We start from the raw sequence: 20,390 nt of genomic DNA, 5'->3' as shown, positions 1-20,390 counted from the left end.
CTCCTCGTCGAGCAGCATTGCCTCCGCTTGGCGCATCGACGCTAACAGCGGGAAAAATCGGGTGGCAATCGTTTGCCATTCTTTGCCAACCATGCTTGCCTGCCCCGGTGGAAAGACCAAGACCGGTGACGATCACCGACATCGCCAGGGCGACCGGGGTCGCGCCCTCCACGGTGTCGCGGGCGCTGTCCCGGCCGGGCCGGGTGAACGCGGCGACCCGGCAGCGCATCGAAGCGGCCGCCCGGGAGCTGAACTACATCCCCAACACGCAGGCGCGGGCGCTGACCTCCGGGCGCACGCAGACCATCGCGGTGCTCGTCACGGACGTCACGAACCCCTTCTACTTCGGCATCATCCGGGGCACCCAGCAGGAGCTCAAGTCCGCGGGCTACGCCAACCTGCTGATCGACACCGAGGACTCCGGCGAGGTGGAAACCCAGATGCTGCACCGGATGCGACCGTCACTGGACGGTGCCATCCTGGCCGCGTCGAGGCTGTCCGAGCGGGCGTTGGTCAACCTCGCCGCGGAGATCCCGCTGGTCACGATCAACCGCAACGTGCGCGGCGTGCAGAGCGTCATGATCGACACTCCGAGTGGCGTCGCGCAGGCCGTCGAGCACCTGGCATCATTGGGGCACAACGACATCGTGTACGTCTCCGGGCCGGAGAAGTCCTGGCCCAACGAGGCGCGCTGGACCGCGTTGCGGAACACCGCGGCCCGGCACGGCGTGCAGGCGCACCGGATCGGCCGGTTCCCCGCCGCCCGGCCATCCGGCTCGGCCGCCGCCGACGCCGTGGTCAACACCCGGGCGACGGCCTGCGTGGTGTTCAACGACCTGCTCGCCATCGGCATGCTGACCCGGCTGCGGGAACGCGGTGTCCGGGTGCCCGAGGATCTCAGCATCGTCGGCTGCGACGACGTCTTCGGCGCCGACTTCTGTCATCCGCCGCTCACCACGGTCACCGCGCCGATCGGCAAGGCCGGCCGGGTCGCCGTCGCCATGCTGCTGTCCCGGCTGGCCCCCCGCACGCCCGCCCACGCCATCCGCCGGCAGGTGATCCTGCCGACTCACCTCACCATCCGCGAGTCCACCGGCCCGTGCCGGTTGGCGGCCCGGCCAATCATCTCCAACGGGTGATTGCTCGCGCCCGGTCCTCAGGGATGGTCGACACGTCCTCGGCCGCTGCGACATGGGGAGGTGGTGCACCGGTGAGCGTGGTGCCGGAGCGAGCCCCGTGGTCGAAGGCATTCGATCCACTGCGCCGCCGGCTGCAGCCCGTCACCAAGTGGGCGATGGCGAACTGGCCCGGCCGGATTCTGTTGCGGACGGTCGCCGCCGTCGTCCGGGTGGAGCTGCTCGACCGCGCGATGACCCTGGCCGCCCAGCTGTTCACCTCGGTCTTTCCGCTGTTCATCATGGCGGCGGTGATGTTCGGCAAGCGGTACGACAACCAGATCGCCGACGCGGTCGGGTTGCCCGAGGGCACCCGGCAGGTGCTCGACGAGGCGCTGGCCGGCGGCGGGTTCAGCGCGTTCGGGGTGCTCGGCGCCGTCATCGTGCTGATCTCGTCGACCAGTCTGGCCCGCACGATGATCCGCGGGTACGGCACGATCTGGCGGCTGCCGCGCCCGCGACGCAGCATGCGGTCGGCCTGGCGGCTGCCGGCCGCGGTGCTGCTGCTGGTGGTCCTCGTCGTGCTCGAGCGCCTGCTGGTCTGGCTCACCGGGAGGTTTCCGGTCCCGCCATTGACCACCCCCGTCCTGACCTTCCTCGCCGGCACCGCGCTCGCCGTCGCGCTGCCCTGGATCCTGCTGGCCGGCGCGCTCCCCACCCGCCTGCTCCTGCCCGGCGGCATCGTCTTCGGCCTGACGATGCTCGCGGTCCGCCCGGTGGGCTCGATCTACCTCCCGCACGCCCTGGAGGTCAGCGCCGACCGCTACGGCACGATCGGCCTGGCCTTCACCTACATCGGCTGGCTGTACATCCTTTCCCTCTGCTACCTCGCCGCCGCCATCGTCGGCCAGGTCCTCGCGCAGGACGAAGGCCGCCTCGGCCAGCTGATCCGCGGCCGAGCCGCCCTACCCGCACCGGACCAACCGGACCGGCACGACTGAGCCGAAACCGGCCGCGGGCCGGCGTGTCTCGTCGTTCAGCCACCGGGCGAAGAAGCCAGCCGAACCACCGCGTCCATGGTGATCAGGACGCCGCCGGTCGCGAGGATCCAACCGGTGACGCCGGCCGCGTGCCGGTCGAAGAAGGTGTCGACCGTGGTGAGGATCGGGCCGGTCCGCTCGGGCAGGGCGAGCCGCATGGCCAGCAGCACAAGTGCGGGCAGGATGATCAACAGGGAGTAGCCGGAAAGGAGGGCGACGGCGGCCACCGGGTCGAGCCGGGGATCGACGAGCAGCAGCGCACCCAGGTACGGGAACATCGTTCCGTCCTCGAGCAGGCCCTCGCTGAGGGTGAACCTGGCGAGGGTGCGCGGGGAATCCGCGGCTCGCCGCACCCGGTCGGACCAGTACGCCGCCAACGGCTTTCCTCTGTCAGCACGGCGTTTCGGGACGAAGCGGAGACTGAGTACGAACATCCAGACGCCAAGCCCCAGCTTCCACCAGTCCGCCGGCCAACCGTCCAGGTTGTCACCGAAGCGATCCGCCGCCGCCTCGGCCCCGAGCACGATCAGCACACCGAACGCCAGATAGCCGACCGTGATCGTGACCAGGTAGCCGAGGACCCACCCGGCGCGGAGCCGGCCGGGAAGCCGCATCAGCAGGACCGGAACGAACAGCGTGCCGACGCTGGTACTGGCCAGCAACGCCAGCACGACAAGTGACCCAACGGCCACGGCACTCATGTTGCCCCCAGCAGGCGGCCGGCAGGACCGGAACGTATGGCTTGATCGCCTTCGGGTTCGACAGCGTACCCCCGAGGAAACGCCGCCGTTCGCGTTGTCAAGCGGGGCGCGGCGGGGTCGCTTACCGTGATCCGGTGTCCGCTGATTCGCAATCCGATCGCGGGCGTTCGGGTGTGCGTTGGAACGCCTGGAACCTGCTGCTGATCGTTCCGTTGCTGTGGCTGCTCACGCCGGTGTTCAACCGGGAAGGCCCGGCCCTGTTCGGGATGCCGTTCTTCTACTGGTTCCAGTTCGCCGGCATCGCCGCCGGGGTGGCCTGCACGTCGGTGGTCTATCTGAAGACAAAGGACGAACCGGTGATCACCGCGCCGGACCGGCTCGACGTGGACGACCTCGGCGAGGGAGTCCGCGATGAGTGACCTGCAGTGGCCGGAGCTGATCATCTTCACGCTGCTGTTCGGGCTGGTGACCGTGCTCGGCTTCGTCGCGGCCCGCTGGCGCCGCGCGGACACCCTGGACCACCTCGACGAATGGGGTTTGGGCGGGCGCCGGTTCGGCTCCTGGATCTCCTGGTTCCTCATCGGCGGCGACCTCTACACCGCCTACACGTTCGTCGCGGTGCCGGCGTTGCTGTTCAGCGCCGGGGCGACCGGCTTCTTCGCGCTGCCGTACACGGTGATCACCTATCCGATCGTGTTCCTGCCGTTGCTGCGGTTGTGGTCGGTGTCCCGAGTGCACGGCTACGTCACCCCGGCCGACTTCGTGCGCGGCCGGCACGGTTCCTCCGTCCTCGCCCTGCTGGTGGCGATCACCGGGATCGTGGCCACCATGCCCTACATCGCGCTGCAGCTGGTGGGGCTGGAGGCGGTGCTGCGCACCATGGGCTTCAACGAGGGCGGCATCTTCGGTCACCTGCCGCTGCTGATCGCGTTCGTGATCCTGGCGGTCTACACCTACCAGTCCGGGCTGCGTGCCCCGGCGCTGATCGCGTTCGTCAAGGACATCCTGATCTACCTGGTGATCCTGGTTGCCGTGATCTACCTGCCGATCAAGCTCGGCGGCTGGGACACCATCTTCGGTGCGGCCGACGAGAAGTTCCAGGGCACCCCGGCGGCCGGCGACGGGATCCTGTTGAACGCCAACAACCAGCTGCAGTACGCCACGCTCGCGCTCGGCTCGGCGCTGGCGTTGTTCCTCTACCCGCACTCGATCACCGGTGTGCTGGCCTCCCGCGGCCGCGGCGTGATCAAGCGCAACATGTCCGCGCTGCCGGCCTACTCGCTGATGCTCGGCCTGCTGGCGCTGCTCGGCTACGTGGCCGTCGCGGCGGCCGTCCGGCCCCTGCAGAACCAGGCCACCGGCCGGGCGGACACCAGCACGATCGTGCCCGAGCTGTTCGACAGCCAGTTCCCCGCGTGGTTCGCCGGAATCGCGTTCGCGGCCATCGGCATCGGCGCGCTCGTGCCGGCCGCGATCATGTCGATCGCGGCGGCGAACCTGTGGACCCGCAACGTCTACAAGGAGTACCTGCGGCGCGACGCCAGTCCCCGGGACGAGGCCAAGCAGGCCAAGATCGCCTCACTGGTGGTGAAGTTCGGCGCGGTGGCGTTCATCCTGTTCATCGACCCGCAGTTCTCCATCGACCTGCAGCTGATCGGCGGCGTGATCATCCTGCAGACCCTGCCGGCGGTGGCGATCGCGCTCTACACCAGGTGGTTCCACCGCGCCGGCCTGATCGCCGGCTGGGTGGCCGGCATGGCCTGGGGCATGTACCTGCTCTACCTCATTCCCAGCGCGGACGGCTCGCGCAAGCACTTCGGCACCTCCGCGTTGCCGCTGGACAAGGTGAGCCTGTTCGGCTGGCATCCGTTCGCGGGTTCTCCGGTGCAGATCTACGTCGGGGTCCTCGCCCTGGCCGCGAACCTCGTCGTCGCCGCCCTGGTCACCCTGGTCGTGCGCCGCGTGCGCATCGCGGACGGTCCGGACCGGACCGCCCCCACCGACTACCACGTCGACGAGGACCACCCGGAGCTCCGCCCGGTCGCGGCCGGCTGACCGCTTCGACCGCAGACACTGGCGACCAATCGGTATAGCGTTGCCCGGTGGGCTCGGCCCGAGCGAAGGTTTCGGTGGGGCGGACGGTGCGGCACCGTCTTGATGCCGCGCGCCGGGACACCTTCGTCGGGCGGGCCGGCGAGCTGGAACTGGTGCGGACCGCGGTGGCCGGCCCGGAGCTGCCGTTCGTCGTGTTGCACGTGTGCGGGCCGGGCGGGGTCGGCAAGTCCGCGCTGCTGCGCCGGTTCGCCGATGTGGCCGCGGAGGCGGGCGCGGAGTGCTTCGCCGTCGACGGTCGGGACACCGGGGCGACCCCCGCGGACTTCCTGACGGCGCTCGCGGCGCAGCTGGGGGTCGGTGGCGATCCGGTCGAGGCGATGGCGTGCGGTGGCCCGGCGGTGCTGCTGATCGATACGTTCGAGGCGCTGTCCGAGCTGGAGGCGTGGTTCCGGAACGAGTTCCTGCCGCGCCTTTCGGCCCAGGTGCTGGTGGTGACCGCCGGCCGGCAGGGGCTGTCCCCGGCGTGGCGGGCCGATCTGGGGTGGCGGGACCTGGTTCGGACGGTGACGCTGCCGAACCTCAGCTCTGCCGAGACCGCGGAGTTCCTGGACCGCGCCGGTCTGCCGGCGGTCCTGCACGAGCAGGTGTTCGGCCTGACCGACGGCCATCCACTGGCGCTGGCGCTCGCGGTCGATGTGTTGCGGCAGCGGGGTCTCGACCCTGAGCTGGGGGTGGCGGAGGCGCCCGACGTGGTCCAGGCGCTGATGGTGCGGTTCGCCGAGGGGTTGCCGGACCAGCTGCACCGGCACGCGCTGCAGGTGTGCGCCGAGGCGCGGACCACCTCGGAGGCGGTGCTGCGCGCCGGGCTCGACCGTGACGACGTGCACGACCTGTTCGAGTGGCTGCGCGGCCTGTCGTTCGTGGCTTCCGGCCCGCATGGGATCTTTCCGCACACGCTCGCGCGGGACGTGCTGGTCGCCGACCTGAGTTGGCGCGACCCGGAGGTCCGGGACCGGCTGCACGGCCGGGTCCGGGCGCATGCCACCGCCCGGATGCGCATGGCGACCGGCCGCGAACGGCAGCCGGCCATCCTCGACTTCCTGTTCACCGAGTACAGCCAGCCGAAGTTCCGGTCCTACTGGAAGCAGTGGGACACGACCGGCCGCGTCTTCGGTGCGCCGGCCACCCCGGCCGACCGCGCGGCGATCCTGGATCTGGTGCACCACAACGAAGGTCCCGAATCCGCGGCGATCGCGGCGCGCTGGTTCGACCGCCAACCCGCCGCGTTCACCGTCTACCGCGGCCAACACGGCGTGCTGGGCTTTCTGTGCTGGCTGTCGCTGCACGAGGCGGCGGCCGCGGACATCGAAGCGGACCCGGGAACCCGGGCCGCGTGGCGGATCTCCGGGCCGTCCGAGTCCGGGGAGGACATCCTGATGCTGCGGTTCCTGATGGACCGCGACGCCTACCAGGGTTCCTCCAAGCTGTTCAACGTCGGCCCGGTGGTGCACGTGCTGCACGTGCTCGACCGGCCCCGGCTGCGGTGGGACTTCCTCGCCGTGGCCGATCCGCAGTTCTGGACGCCGTTGTGGACCTACATCGGCTACGACCGCACCCCGGAGGCCGACTTCACCGTCGGCGGGCGCCACTACGCCGTCTTCGCGCGGGACTGGTGGACCGCCGCCTCGGTACCGGCGAAATGGTCGGAGATCCTGAGCTGCCGGAGCAACCGCCCGGCCCACTCGGGAGCCGGCCTGCCGCGCCCCGAGTACGAGCGGGCCGCGCGGCAGGCGCTGCGCGACCTGTGCCGCCCCGACCTGCTGGCCGGCAACCCGCTGGTCGACTGCCGGCTGGTCCGCGAACGCGGCGGCGACGCGACCGACGCGCTGGCGGATCTCGTGCGGCAGGCCGTGGACACGCTGCGCCAGCATCCCAGGGACGCGAAGCTGCACCGCGCGCTCGACCGCACCTACCTGCGCCCGGCCGCCACCCAGGAGTTGGCCGCCGAACTGCTCGGCCTGCCGTTCAGCACCTATCGCCGGCACCTGACCCAGGGGGTGGCCCGAGTGGTGTCCCTGCTCTGGGAAGGCGAGCAGAAACCGAGCACTTTCCGGTCTGGGAACTGAGCAGCTCCGGCTCGCATGCTGCGCACCGATGAAGGAGGTGCGCTATGGGGCGCGACAAACGGAACCACGCGGTGGTGCTCGGGGCGAGCATGGCCGGGCTGCTCGCGGCCCGGGTGCTCGCGGAGGCCTACGAGCAGGTCACCGTGCTCGACCGGGACACCATGCCGCGCGACGCCGAACACCGGCGTGGCGTGCCGCAGAGCCGGCACGTCCACGGGTTGCTGGCGCGCGGACAGCAGATCCTGGAGGAGCTCTTCCCCGGCCTGACCGCGGATCTGGTGGCCGCCGGGGCTCCCGCAGGCGACCTGCTCGGCGACGTACGCTGGCACCTCAACGGGAACCTGTTGCGGCAGAAGGAGACCGGGCTGACCGTGCTGTGTGCGAGCCGGCCATTGCTGGAAACCCGGGTCCGGGAAGGGGTTCTCGCCCATGCCAACGTGACATTGGCGCAGCGCCATGACGTCGTCGGCCTGACCGCGACGTCCGACGCCAGCCGGGTCACCGGCGTACGGGTCCGGCGCGCCGGCGCCGATCCCGACCGGACCATCGCCGCCGACCTGGTCGTCGACGCGACGGGGTGGGGCTCGCGGCTGCCGGGATGGTTGGTGCGGCTCGGATACCCGGCACCGGAAGAGGATCGGGTGCGAGTGGACATCGGCTACTCCACCCGAATCTTCCGGTTGCGGCCCGGCGCGCTCGGCGACGACCTGGTCGCCGTGGTCGGCCCGACCCAGACCAACCTCCGCGGTGCGGTCCTGGAAAGTCTCGAGGGCGACCGGACCATGGTGACGCTGATCGGCCGGCTGGGCGACTACCCACCCACCGACCCGGACGGTTTCCTGAACTTCACCCGGACCCTGTCCGTACCCGACGTGCACGACGCGATCCAGGGTGCCGAACCGCTCGACGCGCCCGTTCCGGCCCGGTTCCCGGCCAGCGTGCGCCGGCGCTACGAGAACCTGCGCCGCTTCCCGGCCGGGCTGCTGGTGACCGGGGACGCGGTGTGCCGGTTCAACCCCACCTACGCCCAGGGCATTAGCGTCGCCGCGCTCGACGCGCTGGCGCTACGCCACGCGCTCGAGCGCACCGGCGAACCACGGGCGGACCGGTTCTTCGCGGAAATCTCCCCCGGCATCGACGCCGCCTGGGCCGTGGCCGTCGGCGCCGACCTGGCCCTGCCCGGCATCGTGGGCCATCGCACCGCGATGGGCCGGATGATGAGCCGGTACGTGGCCAAGCTGCAGGCCGCGGCCGCCGACGACGCCGGCCTCGCCGAAGCGTTCATCCGGGTCGCCGGGCTCGTCGACAGCCCGCCGGCCCTGCTCCGCCCGCCGATCGCGGCCCGGGTCATCCCGAGATCGGTGCGCCGCAAGCGAACTCGCCGGCTCGAGGTGCCCGCCTGACCGGCCCTCCGCTCGCGTACCCTCGCATCGTCGGCGTCAGCACCGCTCCCGTGCTGGTAGGTGGCCGGCGGCGGTGACCCGGTCCCGGTAGGCCCGGCCGGCGAAGGCGAGGAACCGCTCCACGTCGCCGAGGGTGGACGCCAGACCGAGCGAGACCCGCACGGCCCCACCGGTCGGCAGGCCGATCAGCTCCAGGTACTCGTCGAGACCGCGCATGCCGGACCGGCGCAGCGGACGCAGCGCCCGCGGGTCGAGGCCGAAAGCGTCCTCGCCGGCTCCCGGGTTGCAGAAACACCCGGTGCGCAACGAGATCCGGGCGGCGGAGGCGTCCGCGGCGACCAGCCGCTCGTCCACCACCCGGCCGGCCGCGTCGAGGAAGTTGAACGCCACCGTGCCACCCCGGGACTCGGTGCCGGCCGGTCCGTACAGGCGCACCATCGGGCTGCCGTCGCCGTGCCGCAGCGCGGTGAGCCGGTCCAGCAGCCAGCCGGTCAGGCAGCGCACCCGGCAGTCGACCAGGTCCATGCCGATCGAATCCAGCCAGTCCAGTCCGACCTGGATGTCCGGAATGGACAGGAAGTTCAGCGTGCCGTCCTCGAAGGCGGTCTCGTCGGGCGCCAGCACGTGCCAGGGCAGCCGCACGCTGACCGCCTGGATGGTGCCGCCGGAGAACCACGGCCGGACCAGCCGGGCCAGCGCCTCCCTACGGGCGACCAGGCAGCCGACCCCGGTCGGATAACCGAACACCTTGTACCAGCTCATGATGACGAACTCCGGACGGACCGCGCCCAGGTCGAGCCGGCCGGTCGGCAGGTAGGCCGCGACGTCCAACAGCACGTCGTAGCCGTGCCGCTGGGCCAGTTCCACCCAGCCGAGCGGGTGCCGCACGCCGCTGAAGTTGCTCTGCGCGGGATAGGCGAACAGCCCGCGCCCTCGGCGCAGCGCCGCGCCCAGCGCGTCCGGATCCACCCGCAGCCACGGCGCCCTGGTGGGCACGTAGCGGGTGCGGGCGCCGCGCCGCCGGGCGAACTCGCGCAACCCGTTGACCGAGTTGTGGTTGTCCACTGTGAGCACCAGCCGGGTGCGCCGGGAGAACGGGTACGCCTCGCCGACCAGCCGGGCCGCCCCGGTGGCGTTCGGCGTGAACACGACCGCGTACTCGTCCGGATCGGCCCGCAGGTGCCGCAGCACCCGCATCCGGGCGCGCTCCACCAGCTCCGTGGCCGCCGCGCTGGTCGGGTTCTCCGAGTGCGGGTTGCCGAACACGTTGCCGTGCAACCGTTCGGTATGTGCACGCAGCTGGGACCGGGCGGCGAGCCCGGCCCCGGTGTAGTCCAGGTACACGTGGTCCTGTTCGTCCAGGTAGCCGTACTCGGTGCGGCGCAACGCATCCAGCGCTCGGGTGCGCTCGTACTCCGGGTAGCGGCGGCGAAACTCCTCCGGTGCGCTGCGTATCCGCGCTCCGGCGGTCACCGGACGGCTCCGGTCTTGCGCCGCAGCACCGCGACGGCGGCGAACCCGAACGCCACGGCGAACCCGCCGAGCAGCGCCCAGTCCGCCCACAGCGGACCGTCGAAGGTGCCGCCGTAGGAGTCCAGCAGCGGCGGGCCGAGCGGCGATGCGCCGGTCCGCCACAGCGCGGGCAGCCCGGCCGAGGTGCCGAGCGCCTCGAACACCCAGCGGTTGGACATCCCGTAGCTGAGCCACTGGCCCACCGTCGCCATCACCGGCACCGGCAGGAACGCCCCGACGAAGAGCACCTGAGGGAAGCAGAGCATCGGCAGGGTCAGCGCCGCCTGCGACGGGCTGTTCACCGCCGAGGCGGCCAGCAGTCCGAGCATCAGCGCGCACAGCGAACCCAGCACCAGGGTCAGGAACACCGCCAGGTTCCCGGACGGGCCGAGCGCGGGCAGCCGGTCGGTCAGCGACAGCAGCACCAGCAGCAGCGCATCGACCAGGCAGAGCAACGGAACCAGGAAACCCACCTTGGCCAGCAGGTACGGCCAGAGGCCGAGGCCGGCCCGCCGTTCCCGGCGCAGGATCGGGAACTCGTCGCAGATCTGGGCCAGGCCATAGGTCAGGCCGAAGAAGAAGCCGCCGAACGCGATCCAGAACAGGATCATCACGGTGGTGCCCGGGCTGGGGTGGCCGGGGTCGAACGCGCCCGGCCGGAACAGCATGAGGAACATCAGCGCGATCATGACCGGCGACCCGACCAGGATCGCCAGGGTCAGCCGGTCCCGGATCAGGATGTCGAGATCCCGGACCACCAGCAGCCACCACTGCCGGATCGCCGGCACCCGCCGCGGCGCCGATGCCGGCGCGGCCGGGCCGGTTCCGGCCGGGCGCGAGGTCCACGGCGGCGGCGTCGCCTCGGCGGTCAACCGGTCGTAGATGTCCTCGGCGGACCGCGCGGCGAAGTGTTCCAGCGCGGCGGCCGGGGTGCCGGCGAAGGCGAACCGCCCGCCCTGTGCCAGGACCACGACCTCGTCGCAGCGCGCCACGTCGCCCGGGTTGTGCGTGCTGAACACCACGGTGTGCCCGGCGCGGGTCAGATCGCGAAGGTGGCGCAGCAGATCCCGGCCGGTCGCCGGGTCCAGCCCGCTGGTCGGCTCGTCGAGGAACAGCACCGGCGGCCGGGTCAGCAACTCGACGGCGACGCTCGTCCGCTTGCGTTCGCCGCCGCTGAGCGTGCCGATCCTGGCCGCTCGCCGATGCTCGAGGCCCAGCACGGACAACACCGCACCGACGGCATCGGGATCGGTCACCGCGCGCAGCCGGGCCGCGTAGTCCAACGCGCGGCCCACCGGCAACTGCGGGTGCACCAGGTCCTGCTGCGGCACGAACCCACTGCGGGCGCCGAGGCGCACCTCGCCACCGGTCGGCGTGCGCACCCCGGCCAGCAACTCCAGCAGCGTCGTCTTACCCGCCCCGCTCGGCCCGATGATCGCCACCAGCCGGCCGGCCCCGACCTCGACGGTGACCGGATCCAGCGCGAACGCGCCGGATCGCGCCGCCCAGGACACGTTCGCCGCCCACACCCGGGATTCCATCGCCGTCCCGGTCCCACCACCGTCCATGCCGCCTCCCCAGCGCAGGTCGCGGCGCCATCTTAGCCATGGCGGTGGCTCTGCTCATCGAACTCTCGTGGTGCCAAGGCTTTCGTTGTCGGCGGGTCGGTCGTCCTGGGTGAAGTCGGCCAGCGTGGCCACGGCCTTGAAGGTGACGGTGCCGGCCGTGGCGTCGGCCGCGCTGAACGTGTAGGCGAACGGGAACTCCACGGTGCGGCCGGGTCGGGCGGGGACCCACTGGGTGAGCCTTCCGATGCGGGTGAAGAAGTCGCCGTTCTGCTTGAACAGCTCCACCGACACGGTCTCGTCGCGGCGGGTGTTGGCGATCGAGACAGTGATCGGTTTGGTCTGGTCCGCGCGTGCGCTCGCCGGCACGGTGAACCTGGCGATGCTCACGTCGTGGGTCTCGACCACGAAGTCCGTCGCGCCGGTCCCCGACCGGCCGTCCGCGGTGCTGACGCTCACCTCGACGCGGTACACGCCGTCGGCGGCGTACCGGTGCTGGACCGGACCGTTGCCGGTGATGGGGGTCGACGCACCGTCGCCGAAGCGCACCTCGCCGCTGACGATCGGCTGGTTGAGCTGGTCGCCCGCGCCCGGGAAGAACGTGACCTCGTCGAAGACCGACGCCGGGCTCGGGAAGCCGGAGATGAACGGGGTCAACGGTGGGGCGCTCGCTACCCGCAGATCGAACAGGTCCGCGCGCTCGGCGTCGGCGGCGACCCTGATGTGGTACGCCTGACCGACCTCGGCCCGGAACACGGCCACCCCACCGACCACACAGTCCACTTCGGACAGATCGGAAAGCGCACCGCCACGGTAGACGGTGACCGTCGCGGACCCGCCGAGCGCCACCGCGCTGACCCACCGCGGCGTCGGCGGAGTGTAGGAGTACCAGACCGACTGCGCCGCGGTGCCGTCGCAGCTTGCGGTCGGCTCGCCCGGCTCTGCCGATGCCCTGGCCAGATCACCGCGCGGCGTGGCCGGTATCCCGGTCACCGCTTCAGCGGCGGCGAAGTCGTCGTTGGGCGACGGCGGCACGGACTCCAGATTCATGGTGAGCGAACCGCCGAACGGCCGGACCAGGATGTGGTAGGTGGTGCCCGCGGTCACGTGGAACGTCTCGGACCGGGCGAACACGCATACGCCCGGCACGGGTGTCAGCTGCCCGCGCTCCCCGGTGTAGGCCGACAACAGCGGGCTGCTGCCCACCGCGGTGGCCTTGACGATCCCGTCCGCCGGAGCGGTGTACCGGAACCACACGCTGGAAAAGCCGCCGTTGCAGGTGGGCGGGTCATCGGGCGCAACGGTGGACCCGGCGGTGTCCTGCGTACCGCTGAACGGCAGCGCCGTGATGACAGTGGCGCTGTCGAAGTCGTCGTTGGCCGGCGGCTGGGCCTGCGCGACACCAGGAGCCAGGAAGGCGATGGCGGCGGCGGCCAGGCCGGTGATCCACGACCGCCGCGCGGTGGACAGCGTCACTAGATCCTCCCCACGAGATCATCGAACACCTGCGCCGGATCCTGGTCGGCCGGCTCGGAATCGGGGGCGGCCGGCCGCACCGTGGTGGAAATGGCGATCACCTCGTTGTCCACCGGCCGGGCGTCGCGCACTCCGAACGGGAGCGAGACCACGGCCCGGAAGGTCACCTTGCCCACCACCGCGTCCGCCGGGGTGAACGTGTAGGCGAACGGGAACTTCACCGCGCGGTCGGGCCGGGCGGGCACGTCCAGGGTGAGCGTGCCGACCTCCGTCCAGGATCGACCGTCGGACTTGAACAGCTCGACCGTCACCCCCGACTCCCGGTACCGCGTGTTGGCCACATGCACGGTGATCTGCTTGGTCTCCCCGGTTCGCGCCTTGGCCGGCACGGCGAACTTGCTGATCGACACGTCGTGCGTGGTCACCGTGACCGGGCGGGTGATCGTGCCGGTCCGGCCGTCGGCACTGACGATGCTGAGCCGGACCTGGTAGGTCCCGTCCGCGGTGTAGTGGTGCGCCGTCGAGTCGAACTCGCCGAGCGGCGCGGTGCTGCCGTCGCCGAAATCCCACTGCCCGCTGGCGATCGGGACGTCGAACTGCCCGGAGTCCGCGTGGAAGACGGTCTCCTCGTAGATGCTCGGATCGGACGGCGACGTGTCGAACGACGGCCGCAGCGGGGGCGCCTCGGTCAGGTTCAGCGTGTCCGGGCCGAACGCGCCCGACCCGCTCACCTTGAGGTAGTAGGTCACGCCCGCGGTCGCCCGGAACAACAGCGAGTCGAAGCTTCCCCGGGCGCAGTCGATCTCGCGCAGGTCGAGCAATGTGGGCCCGGTGTACACCGAGACGGCGTTCTCGGACCGGTCGAGCCGGGCCACCACCGACACCGCCGCGGTCGGGGTGAAGGCGTACCAGACCGTGCGGTTGGCCGAGCTCGCGCAGCGCGCGGCCGCCTCGTCGGGCTCGGTCGAAGCCGTTGCCAGGTCGATGGTCCGGGTGAAGGGCAGCGTGTCGACCGGCTCCGCGTCGGCGAAGGCGTCGTTGGGGGCGGGCGGGACCACCTGTAGTCCGAACGACAGCGCCCCGCCTGCGACGTTGTACCCGGCGACCATGAAGTGGTAGGTCGTCCCGGCGGTGGCGCGGATCGTCACGGCGGCCCCGCCGAAGGTTCCGACACCGCACCCGTCCTGTATCGGTACCAGACCACCGGGAACCCCGGTGTGGGCCGCCAGGATCGTCCAGTGGTCGCTGCCCGCCGTGCTGGCGCGCAGCAGCACGTTCTCGGTGGCGGTGTAGCTGAACCAGACCGTGCCGCCGACGTTGAAACCCTGACACCAGAAGGGATCGTCGGTAGCCTCGGTCGCCTCGCCGGTGTCCTGCTGCACCGCGAACGGCAGCGCTTCTACCACCGTCGAGGCGCCGACTTCGTCGTTCGTCGGCGGCGCCGCCTGCGCCACCCCGGGCAGCACCACGCCGGTGACCACCAGCGCCACAGTGATCGTCGTGATTCGCCGCAGCCATGCGGGCATCGTCACCATCCCCAGACCCTCGCTCCCAGCGCCGACGCAAGTGACCTCGGCCGGTATATCCGGCCACTCGCACCCGCCGTAACCCACGGCGGGCAAACCTGCGGGAAAACTGCGGGCGAATAGGCTGGACGTTCCGGATCGGTGTGGACGGCGAAGCGGGGTGTGGCATGGGTGAGCTGGTCGCCGAACGAACCTGGTCGGTTCAGGGCGTGACGATCGATCTGCCGGTGCGGATCAGGGACGCCGAGCTGGCCGGTGCGGTCTTCACCGCCCGGCCCGCCGAGGTGTCGGCCCTGCTGGCCGGGACCGGCCTGCGTCCGTTCCTCCTGGCCGGCCGGGCGGTGAGCCTGCTGATGCTGGTGCACTACGGCGAATGGGTGCTCGGCAGCTACGACGAGGTCGGGATCGGTCTGCTCACCCGCGGCCCGCGCGGCCGGTTGGGTCTGCACGTGGTCGACCTGCCGGTGACCGGCGAGCTCACCCGCGAGGCCGGGCAGGACATCTGGGGACTGCCGAAGTGGCTGATGCGCTGCGAGCTGACCTTCCACGGGCCGACGGCGTCGGTCACCGTCCACGACGGCGACACCTTCGTGCTGCGGACGACCCTGCGTGCCGGCCGGGTCAAGGTCCCGTTCCCCGTGCGCTCCCGCCTGCGCACCTGGAGCAAGCTCGACCACGGCGCACAGGCCGGCGTGCTGCTGCGCGGCGCCGCCCCGATGACCCTGCACGCACCCCAGCTCGGTCGCGGCACCATCACCGTGGAACTGGGCGAGCACCCGATGGCCGACCGCATGGCCGCCCTCGGCATGACCCGCCGCCCCCTCCTGACCCTGCACACCACCCGGCTCACCGGCGACCTGGACGCCTTCGACCCGGTCGGCTGACCCGGTTTGTCGGTGCCCTGTCCTATCGTGCGAACCGACACCGACCCGAACGCAATCCCGGAGGTTCCCATGGCGACTCTGCCCGACCGGCCGAACACCGCGCTGCTGATCATCGACGTGCAGAACGGAGTGGTGCAGGACGCGCACGACCGGGACGCCGTGATCGCCAACATCAACACCCTGGTCAGTGCGGCGCGCAAGGAGCACGCGCCGGTGGTCTGGGTGCAGCATTCCGACGAGAACATGGTGCGGGACAGCGATGCCTGGCAGTGGGTGCCGGAGCTCAAGCGCGACGACTCGGAATCCTTGGTGCACAAGTCGTGGGGTGACTCGTTCGAGGAGACCGAGTTGGAGCGGGTGCTCGCCGAGCGCGGGATCGGCCGGCTGATCGTCGCCGGGGCGCAGACCGACGGATGCATCCGCTCCACCCTGCACGGCGCGATCACCCGCGGCTACGACGTCGTCCTGGTCGGTGACGCGCACACCACCGAGGACCTCACCGAGTACGGCGCGCCGGCTCCGGCTGAGGTGATCGCCCACACCAACCTGTACTGGAAGTACCACGCCGCTCCCGGTCGCAGCGCCGACACGGTGAGCACCGAAGAGGTCACCTTCACCCCGTCCGGCACCTGACCCCGGGACGGCCGGCAATAGGCCGGTAACCCCTTGGGAACAATTCGCCAATTGCACACTCTGCCCCCAGGAATTTATGGCAATTGATGACCTGGGTCACCAAAGAATGTAATGGACTAAATCGTGATTATCGTGCGATCCTCGTATGGCCGAATCGAGGGGTGACGATGACACAGAAATGTCCCGTGCACGCTCATCCGATGCTGGTTGACGACGAGCGGTTCTGGATCGATCCGAACCCGGTGCTGACCGGACTGCAGAAGCAGGGCCCCATCCACCGCGTGTGCATGCCGGACCGGATCCCGGTCTGGCTGGTCACCGGGTACGAGGACGTGCGGGCCGGGTTGCGGGACCAGCGGCTGGCCCGGCAGCGGAAATACGCCGGACCCGACTACACCGCCACCGCATACCCGGAGGGGCAGCCCGACGGCCGGCTGGTGATGGAGGACCCACCCGAGCACACGGCGACCCGGCGTCTGATCAACTTCGCGTTCACGCCGCGGTACATCGCCACGATCGAGCCGAGAATCCACGAGATCGTGACCATGCTGCTGGATCGGGTCGAGCGGGAGGTCGCCGAGCGCGGCGTCGCCGACCTCGTCCGGACCTTCTTCGCGCCGCTGCCCGTCTGGGTGATCAGCGGGATCCTCGGCCTGCACGCGCGGCACCTGGACAAGGTCCTTGCCGTCACCGACGCCGAGTTCGCACTTGCCGAGACCAGGGGCGACGACGATGACGCCGACCCGATCGGCGCCGCGTTGACGATGGCTCAGGCGGAACTCAACGAGATCCTCACCGAGCTGGTCGGGTTCCGGCGCGCCGAACCGAGCGACGACCTGATCTCCCACTGGGCGACCGCGACGGACGACAACGGCGAGCAGCTCCCGATCTACGATGTCGTGGATCTGGTGATGATCCTGTACTTCGCCGGCTCCGACACCACCGCCGGCACGCTCGTATCGTCCACAGTGGACCTGCTGGCGCAGCCGGAGCAACTCCTCCGCCTGCGCGCCAACCCGGAGCTGTACCCGTCGGCGATCGAGGAACTGTTGCGCCGCAACGCTCCGGCGCTCCGGGCGATCCGGCGGTTCGCCACCGAGGACATGGTCATCGCCGGGCAACGGATCGCCGCCGGCGACACGGTGATGCTGAGCATCCGGGCCGCCAACCGGGATCCGTCGGTCTTCGCCGACGCAAGGGCCTTCGACATCGGCCGGCGGAGCAACCACCGCCACCTGGCCTTCGGGCACGGCCCGCACCACTGCCCGGGCAGCACCCTGGCCACCGTTGAGATGACGATAGCGCTGCGCGAGCTGTTCCTGCGGTTCCCCGACCTCCAACTCGCCGTCCCGCCCGAGCAGATCCCCTGGCGCAGATCGACCCTGATCCGCGCCTCCTACGGCCTCCCGGTGCGCACGACCGCCGCGTGACATCGCATCCGCTCAGGAACCGGGCACCATCAGCACCGCCGCGCACCCGACCAACGCGACCCCGTGCGGCCACGACACCCGCATACCCCATCATGCCAACCCGGTCCCCCGCACAACTCAGTCCGACCGGTCACCACCGGGCCGGTGGAGTTCTTCGGTCCGGCCGTCGGGTTGCAGGATGCGGTGGGCTTCGGCGCGGACTCGGGCGTCCCGCAGATTGGCCAGCACCGCTTGCTGGCTCGGGGCCGGATCCCACCACACTGCCCGAATGGTCGCCCGATCGGATGCCCGCGGTGGTGAGCCACGCGCATACCGTCTGTCCAAACGTGCCCATGGACGAGGGGGAGACGCCATGTCTTTACCAGTGTTAGACCGGGAAAGTTACCAACACACCGCATCCGAGTGGGTGGTCCAGGTCGGGAACGCCTTGAAGGAGGCCGGGTACCTGCAGGCCGAGCCGACCGGGATGTACGACGAGGAGTTCACCGCGGCGCTGACCGCGTTCCAGGAAGCCCATGGCATCAACGAGGAGAACATGGTCGGCCCCTACACCTGGGCCGCGCTGGGTATCGATGAGACCGGCTTCGGACAGTCCCACGACGAGCACGCCGGCTACGACCAGACCGACCAGGTCAGCCAGGTCGGCCAGGTCGGTCAGTTGTCCGACGACGGCCAGTGGCAGTGGGACGGGGCGCAGTGGCTGCCCGCGGTGGCGGCAGGGCCCACCGCGGCGGCGTTCGCATCGGCGGCGACCACCACGACCGCGGATGCCTCCCACTCCGAGGACACCGAGCTCGCCAGCAGCATCATCGACTACGAGCTCGAGATCCTGGTCCAGTGGAAGGCCGCACTCGACTCGTTCAACGAGGTCATGGAGAGCGACACGGAGAAGTCGGCAAAGGCCGACTTCAACAAGGCGCTGTTCAAGATCTTCAGCGAGAAGGTCCTCGGCGCCTTCGCGAAGGACGCCAAGGCCACACTCGTCATCGACGTCCTGAAGGGTCTGGTCGGCGAGGCCGAGCGAGCGCGGAAAGCCCAGCAGTCCGTGGCGTTCCGCGACTTCTACACCACTCACCAGACCGAGATCGCCAACGTCCACAAGGAACTCGTACTGAAGAAGCGCGGGTTCGTCACCGGTGTCCGGCAAGAGGTCGAGCGCATGCTGCGCAATGATCCCAATGCGTACGGCATGCTGCGGATGGAGCTGATGGAACTCCATCAGGATGCCGAACAGCGGCTCCGGGAGGCGACCCAGGAGGCGTTGTTCTCGGAACTGAGTGCCGAATGGATCAAGTTGGGCGTCGCGTTCAGCCGCCCGGCGGCGGTACAGGGCGAGATCCGCGTGCGCGTCAACGAGAGCGACCTCTCGGTTCTCGGCGTGGACATCAAGGCGCCCGACGGCGACAAGCTCCTCGAACAACTCACCAGGCAGCCGGGCGGTATGGACGTGTGGAACATGCACGTGCCCAAGGTGATCATCTACATGCACCCCACCAAAGGCAACGACGGCACCGTCCGCCTGGACGCCAACAACCGGCTGGCCAACCTGCCAGCCGAACAGGACGGCAAATACAGGCAGCGCTACGACCGCCTCATCGCCCAGGGCGGCCTGGCTCCCGTGACGAGGCGCTAGCCACAGGCCCGTTACGGCAACCGGGCTAACCCGGACTGCTCCGTCTTGACCTGTTCGTTGTCCGATATCGTCGCAATGTGCTCCTTGCGGAATGTAAATTTCTGGTACGCGGCTTGCCCGTTGCCCCCGGGCTGAGCGACGCGAACCGGAGAGGCTGCGAGGGGGAGCGGATGTGGCCGGACGCCGCGAGCGGATCATCCTCGCGACCGACCTGGGCATCGCTATGGCCGAGTATCTCGATGGGGACGAGGAGGCCGTCGACGCGGCCAGTGACCTGGAGTTCATGCAGGATCCGGACGACCGCCCGGTTCCGTTCCAGTTCGACATCCTCCGGGTGGCGCTGATCGAGGTCCCCGCCGGGAGGCTGATCGGCGTGATGTGGTGGTATCCGATTCCGTACGGGCCGACGCTGTCCCGCACGTCCTGGAACATCGGCATCAAGCTGATATCGGAGGCGCGCGGCCGGCGGCACGGCGCCCGGGCGGCCCGGCTGCTGGTCCGGTACCTGTTCGACACCACCGAGGTCGACCGGGTGCAGGCCACCACCGAGGAGGCCAACCTGCCGGGCTTGCGCGGGTTGGAGCTGGCGGGTTTCCGCCGCGAGGGCATCCTTCGCGGCATCACGATCCGGGGCGGCGAACGCCGGGACATGGTGCTGTACGGCCTGCTGCGCTCGGACCTCGAACCGGACGACGACACGGACCACACGCCTTGTTGTGGCTGAGGCCATGGTCCTTGTCGGTCAGGGACCTTGGTCTCGCCGCCTGAATCAACGCACTACCAAGGCCCCTCGGTTCGGGGACTTTCGACTCCAGAGCAACACGTTGCGGTTCAACAAGACTGGATACAGTCGAAAGGAGAACCCGATGAGCACCAAGGAACACCCCAGCACCGTCAGGGTTCCGGTCCACACCACCGTCGAGGACACCGCCACCGCACCGAGCACGATCACCCCGACCGCGGCCAACCTGATCGCCATCACCCGCATCGCCATGGGGCTCGTGTTCACCTGGGCGTTCCTCGACAAGACCTTCGGCCTCGGTTACGCCACCCCTGAGCAGGGCGCCTGGATCAACGGCGGCTCCCCCACCAAAGGCTTCCTCGGCGGCGTCGACCACGGACCCTTCCAGTCCCTGTTCAACAGCTGGGCCGGCGACCCCTGGGCCAACTGGCTGTTCATGCTCGGCCTGGCCGGCATCGGCATCGCCCTACTGACCGGCGTCGCAATGCGCATCGCCGCGGTCAGCGGCTCGCTGATGCTGCTGCTGATGTGGGCCGCCGAATGGCCACT

At 70.2% G+C, this 20,390-nt stretch carries 17 protein-coding genes; 12 read left to right on the top strand and 5 right to left on the bottom strand.

Annotated elements, in window-relative coordinates:
- Nucleotides 1-107 precede the first annotated feature (107 nt).
- Both VFV67_RS10185 and VFV67_RS10180 read left to right on the top strand, forming a co-directional pair.
- A complete protein-coding gene (locus VFV67_RS10185; RefSeq protein ID WP_326469059.1) occupies nucleotides 108-1,139 on the top strand; it encodes a LacI family DNA-binding transcriptional regulator in 1,032 nt (343 codons plus the stop codon).
- Between the two features lie 71 nt (nucleotides 1,140-1,210).
- On the top strand, nucleotides 1,211-2,116 hold the full coding sequence (locus VFV67_RS10180) for a YhjD/YihY/BrkB family envelope integrity protein (protein WP_326469057.1): 906 nt from the start codon (nucleotides 1,211-1,213) through the stop codon (nucleotides 2,114-2,116).
- A 35-nt stretch (nucleotides 2,117-2,151) separates the two neighbouring features.
- Here the strand turns inward: VFV67_RS10180 and VFV67_RS10175 are convergent, their stop codons facing one another.
- Nucleotides 2,152-2,847, bottom strand: coding sequence for a GAP family protein (locus VFV67_RS10175; protein ID WP_326469055.1), 696 nt, complete (start codon nucleotides 2,845-2,847; stop codon nucleotides 2,152-2,154).
- A gap of 143 nt (nucleotides 2,848-2,990) precedes the next feature.
- On the opposite strand from VFV67_RS10175, the gene VFV67_RS10170 reads away from it, so the two are divergent.
- Genes VFV67_RS10170 through VFV67_RS10155 form a run of 4 tightly spaced genes read left to right on the top strand, consistent with a single transcriptional unit; the run spans nucleotide 2,991 to nucleotide 8,440 of the window.
- Nucleotides 2,991-3,275, top strand: a complete 285-nt coding sequence (locus tag VFV67_RS10170; RefSeq protein ID WP_326469054.1) for a DUF3311 domain-containing protein — start codon at nucleotides 2,991-2,993, stop codon at nucleotides 3,273-3,275.
- The gene (gene mctP / locus VFV67_RS10165; protein ID WP_326469053.1) at nucleotides 3,268-4,911 is read left to right on the top strand and encodes a monocarboxylate uptake permease MctP; all 1,644 of its coding nucleotides are present in this window, start codon (nucleotides 3,268-3,270) and stop codon (nucleotides 4,909-4,911) included. The genes VFV67_RS10170 and mctP overlap by 8 nt, the downstream gene beginning before the upstream one ends.
- Nucleotides 4,912-4,958: 47 nt before the next feature.
- Nucleotides 4,959-7,037: an ATP-binding protein gene (locus VFV67_RS10160; protein ID WP_326469051.1), complete on the top strand. Its 2,079-nt coding sequence runs from the start codon at nucleotides 4,959-4,961 to the stop codon at nucleotides 7,035-7,037.
- A gap of 44 nt (nucleotides 7,038-7,081) precedes the next feature.
- Entirely contained in the window at nucleotides 7,082-8,440 is a 1,359-nt protein-coding gene (locus VFV67_RS10155; protein WP_326469050.1) for an FAD-binding monooxygenase, read from the top strand.
- Between the two features lie 36 nt (nucleotides 8,441-8,476).
- On the opposite strand, the gene VFV67_RS10150 is transcribed toward VFV67_RS10155, so the two are convergent.
- The 4 genes from VFV67_RS10150 to VFV67_RS10135 are packed head-to-tail and all read right to left on the bottom strand — an operon-like array spanning nucleotide 8,477 to nucleotide 14,519.
- A complete protein-coding gene (locus VFV67_RS10150; protein ID WP_326469049.1) occupies nucleotides 8,477-9,913 on the bottom strand; it encodes an aminotransferase class V-fold PLP-dependent enzyme in 1,437 nt (478 codons plus the stop codon).
- Complete coding sequence (locus VFV67_RS10145) at nucleotides 9,910-11,520, bottom strand: ATP-binding cassette domain-containing protein (protein ID WP_326469047.1); 1,611 nt, start codon at nucleotides 11,518-11,520, stop codon at nucleotides 9,910-9,912. The genes VFV67_RS10150 and VFV67_RS10145 overlap by 4 nt, the downstream gene beginning before the upstream one ends.
- Before the next feature lie 54 nt (nucleotides 11,521-11,574).
- Nucleotides 11,575-12,993, bottom strand: a complete 1,419-nt coding sequence (locus VFV67_RS10140) for a PKD domain-containing protein (RefSeq protein WP_326469045.1) — start codon at nucleotides 12,991-12,993, stop codon at nucleotides 11,575-11,577.
- On the bottom strand, nucleotides 12,993-14,519 hold the full coding sequence (locus VFV67_RS10135) for a PKD domain-containing protein (RefSeq protein WP_326469044.1): 1,527 nt from the start codon (nucleotides 14,517-14,519) through the stop codon (nucleotides 12,993-12,995). Before VFV67_RS10135 ends, VFV67_RS10140 begins: the two co-directional genes overlap by 1 nt.
- 167 nt (nucleotides 14,520-14,686) lie before the next feature.
- On the opposite strand from VFV67_RS10135, the gene VFV67_RS10130 reads away from it, so the two are divergent.
- The 6 genes from VFV67_RS10130 to VFV67_RS10105 form a co-directional block, all read left to right on the top strand.
- Nucleotides 14,687-15,403 carry an acetoacetate decarboxylase family protein gene (locus tag VFV67_RS10130; RefSeq protein ID WP_326469043.1) on the top strand — a complete coding sequence of 239 codons (717 nt, stop codon included), beginning with the start codon at nucleotides 14,687-14,689 and terminating at the stop codon, nucleotides 15,401-15,403.
- A gap of 69 nt (nucleotides 15,404-15,472) precedes the next feature.
- Nucleotides 15,473-16,036 (top strand): cysteine hydrolase family protein, encoded by a 564-nt coding sequence (locus VFV67_RS10125; protein WP_326469042.1) that lies wholly within the window; start codon nucleotides 15,473-15,475, stop codon nucleotides 16,034-16,036.
- A gap of 200 nt (nucleotides 16,037-16,236) precedes the next feature.
- On the top strand, nucleotides 16,237-17,466 hold the full coding sequence (locus VFV67_RS10120; protein ID WP_326469040.1) for a cytochrome P450: 1,230 nt from the start codon (nucleotides 16,237-16,239) through the stop codon (nucleotides 17,464-17,466).
- A gap of 178 nt (nucleotides 17,467-17,644) precedes the next feature.
- Nucleotides 17,645-19,099, top strand: a complete 1,455-nt coding sequence (locus VFV67_RS10115) for a peptidoglycan-binding domain-containing protein (RefSeq protein ID WP_326469038.1) — start codon at nucleotides 17,645-17,647, stop codon at nucleotides 19,097-19,099.
- A 172-nt stretch (nucleotides 19,100-19,271) separates the two neighbouring features.
- Entirely contained in the window at nucleotides 19,272-19,823 is a 552-nt protein-coding gene (locus VFV67_RS10110) for a GNAT family protein (protein ID WP_326469037.1), read from the top strand.
- A gap of 142 nt (nucleotides 19,824-19,965) precedes the next feature.
- Nucleotides 19,966-20,390: hypothetical protein (locus VFV67_RS10105; protein WP_326469035.1), on the top strand; the 425-nt coding region annotated here is incomplete at its 3' end.

The organism is Actinophytocola sp. (genome assembly GCF_035762905.1).
In the GTDB taxonomy this organism is placed as follows: Bacteria; Actinomycetota; Actinomycetes; order Mycobacteriales; family Pseudonocardiaceae; genus DASYTH01.
This window is presented reverse-complemented; position numbering and strand designations above follow the sequence as displayed.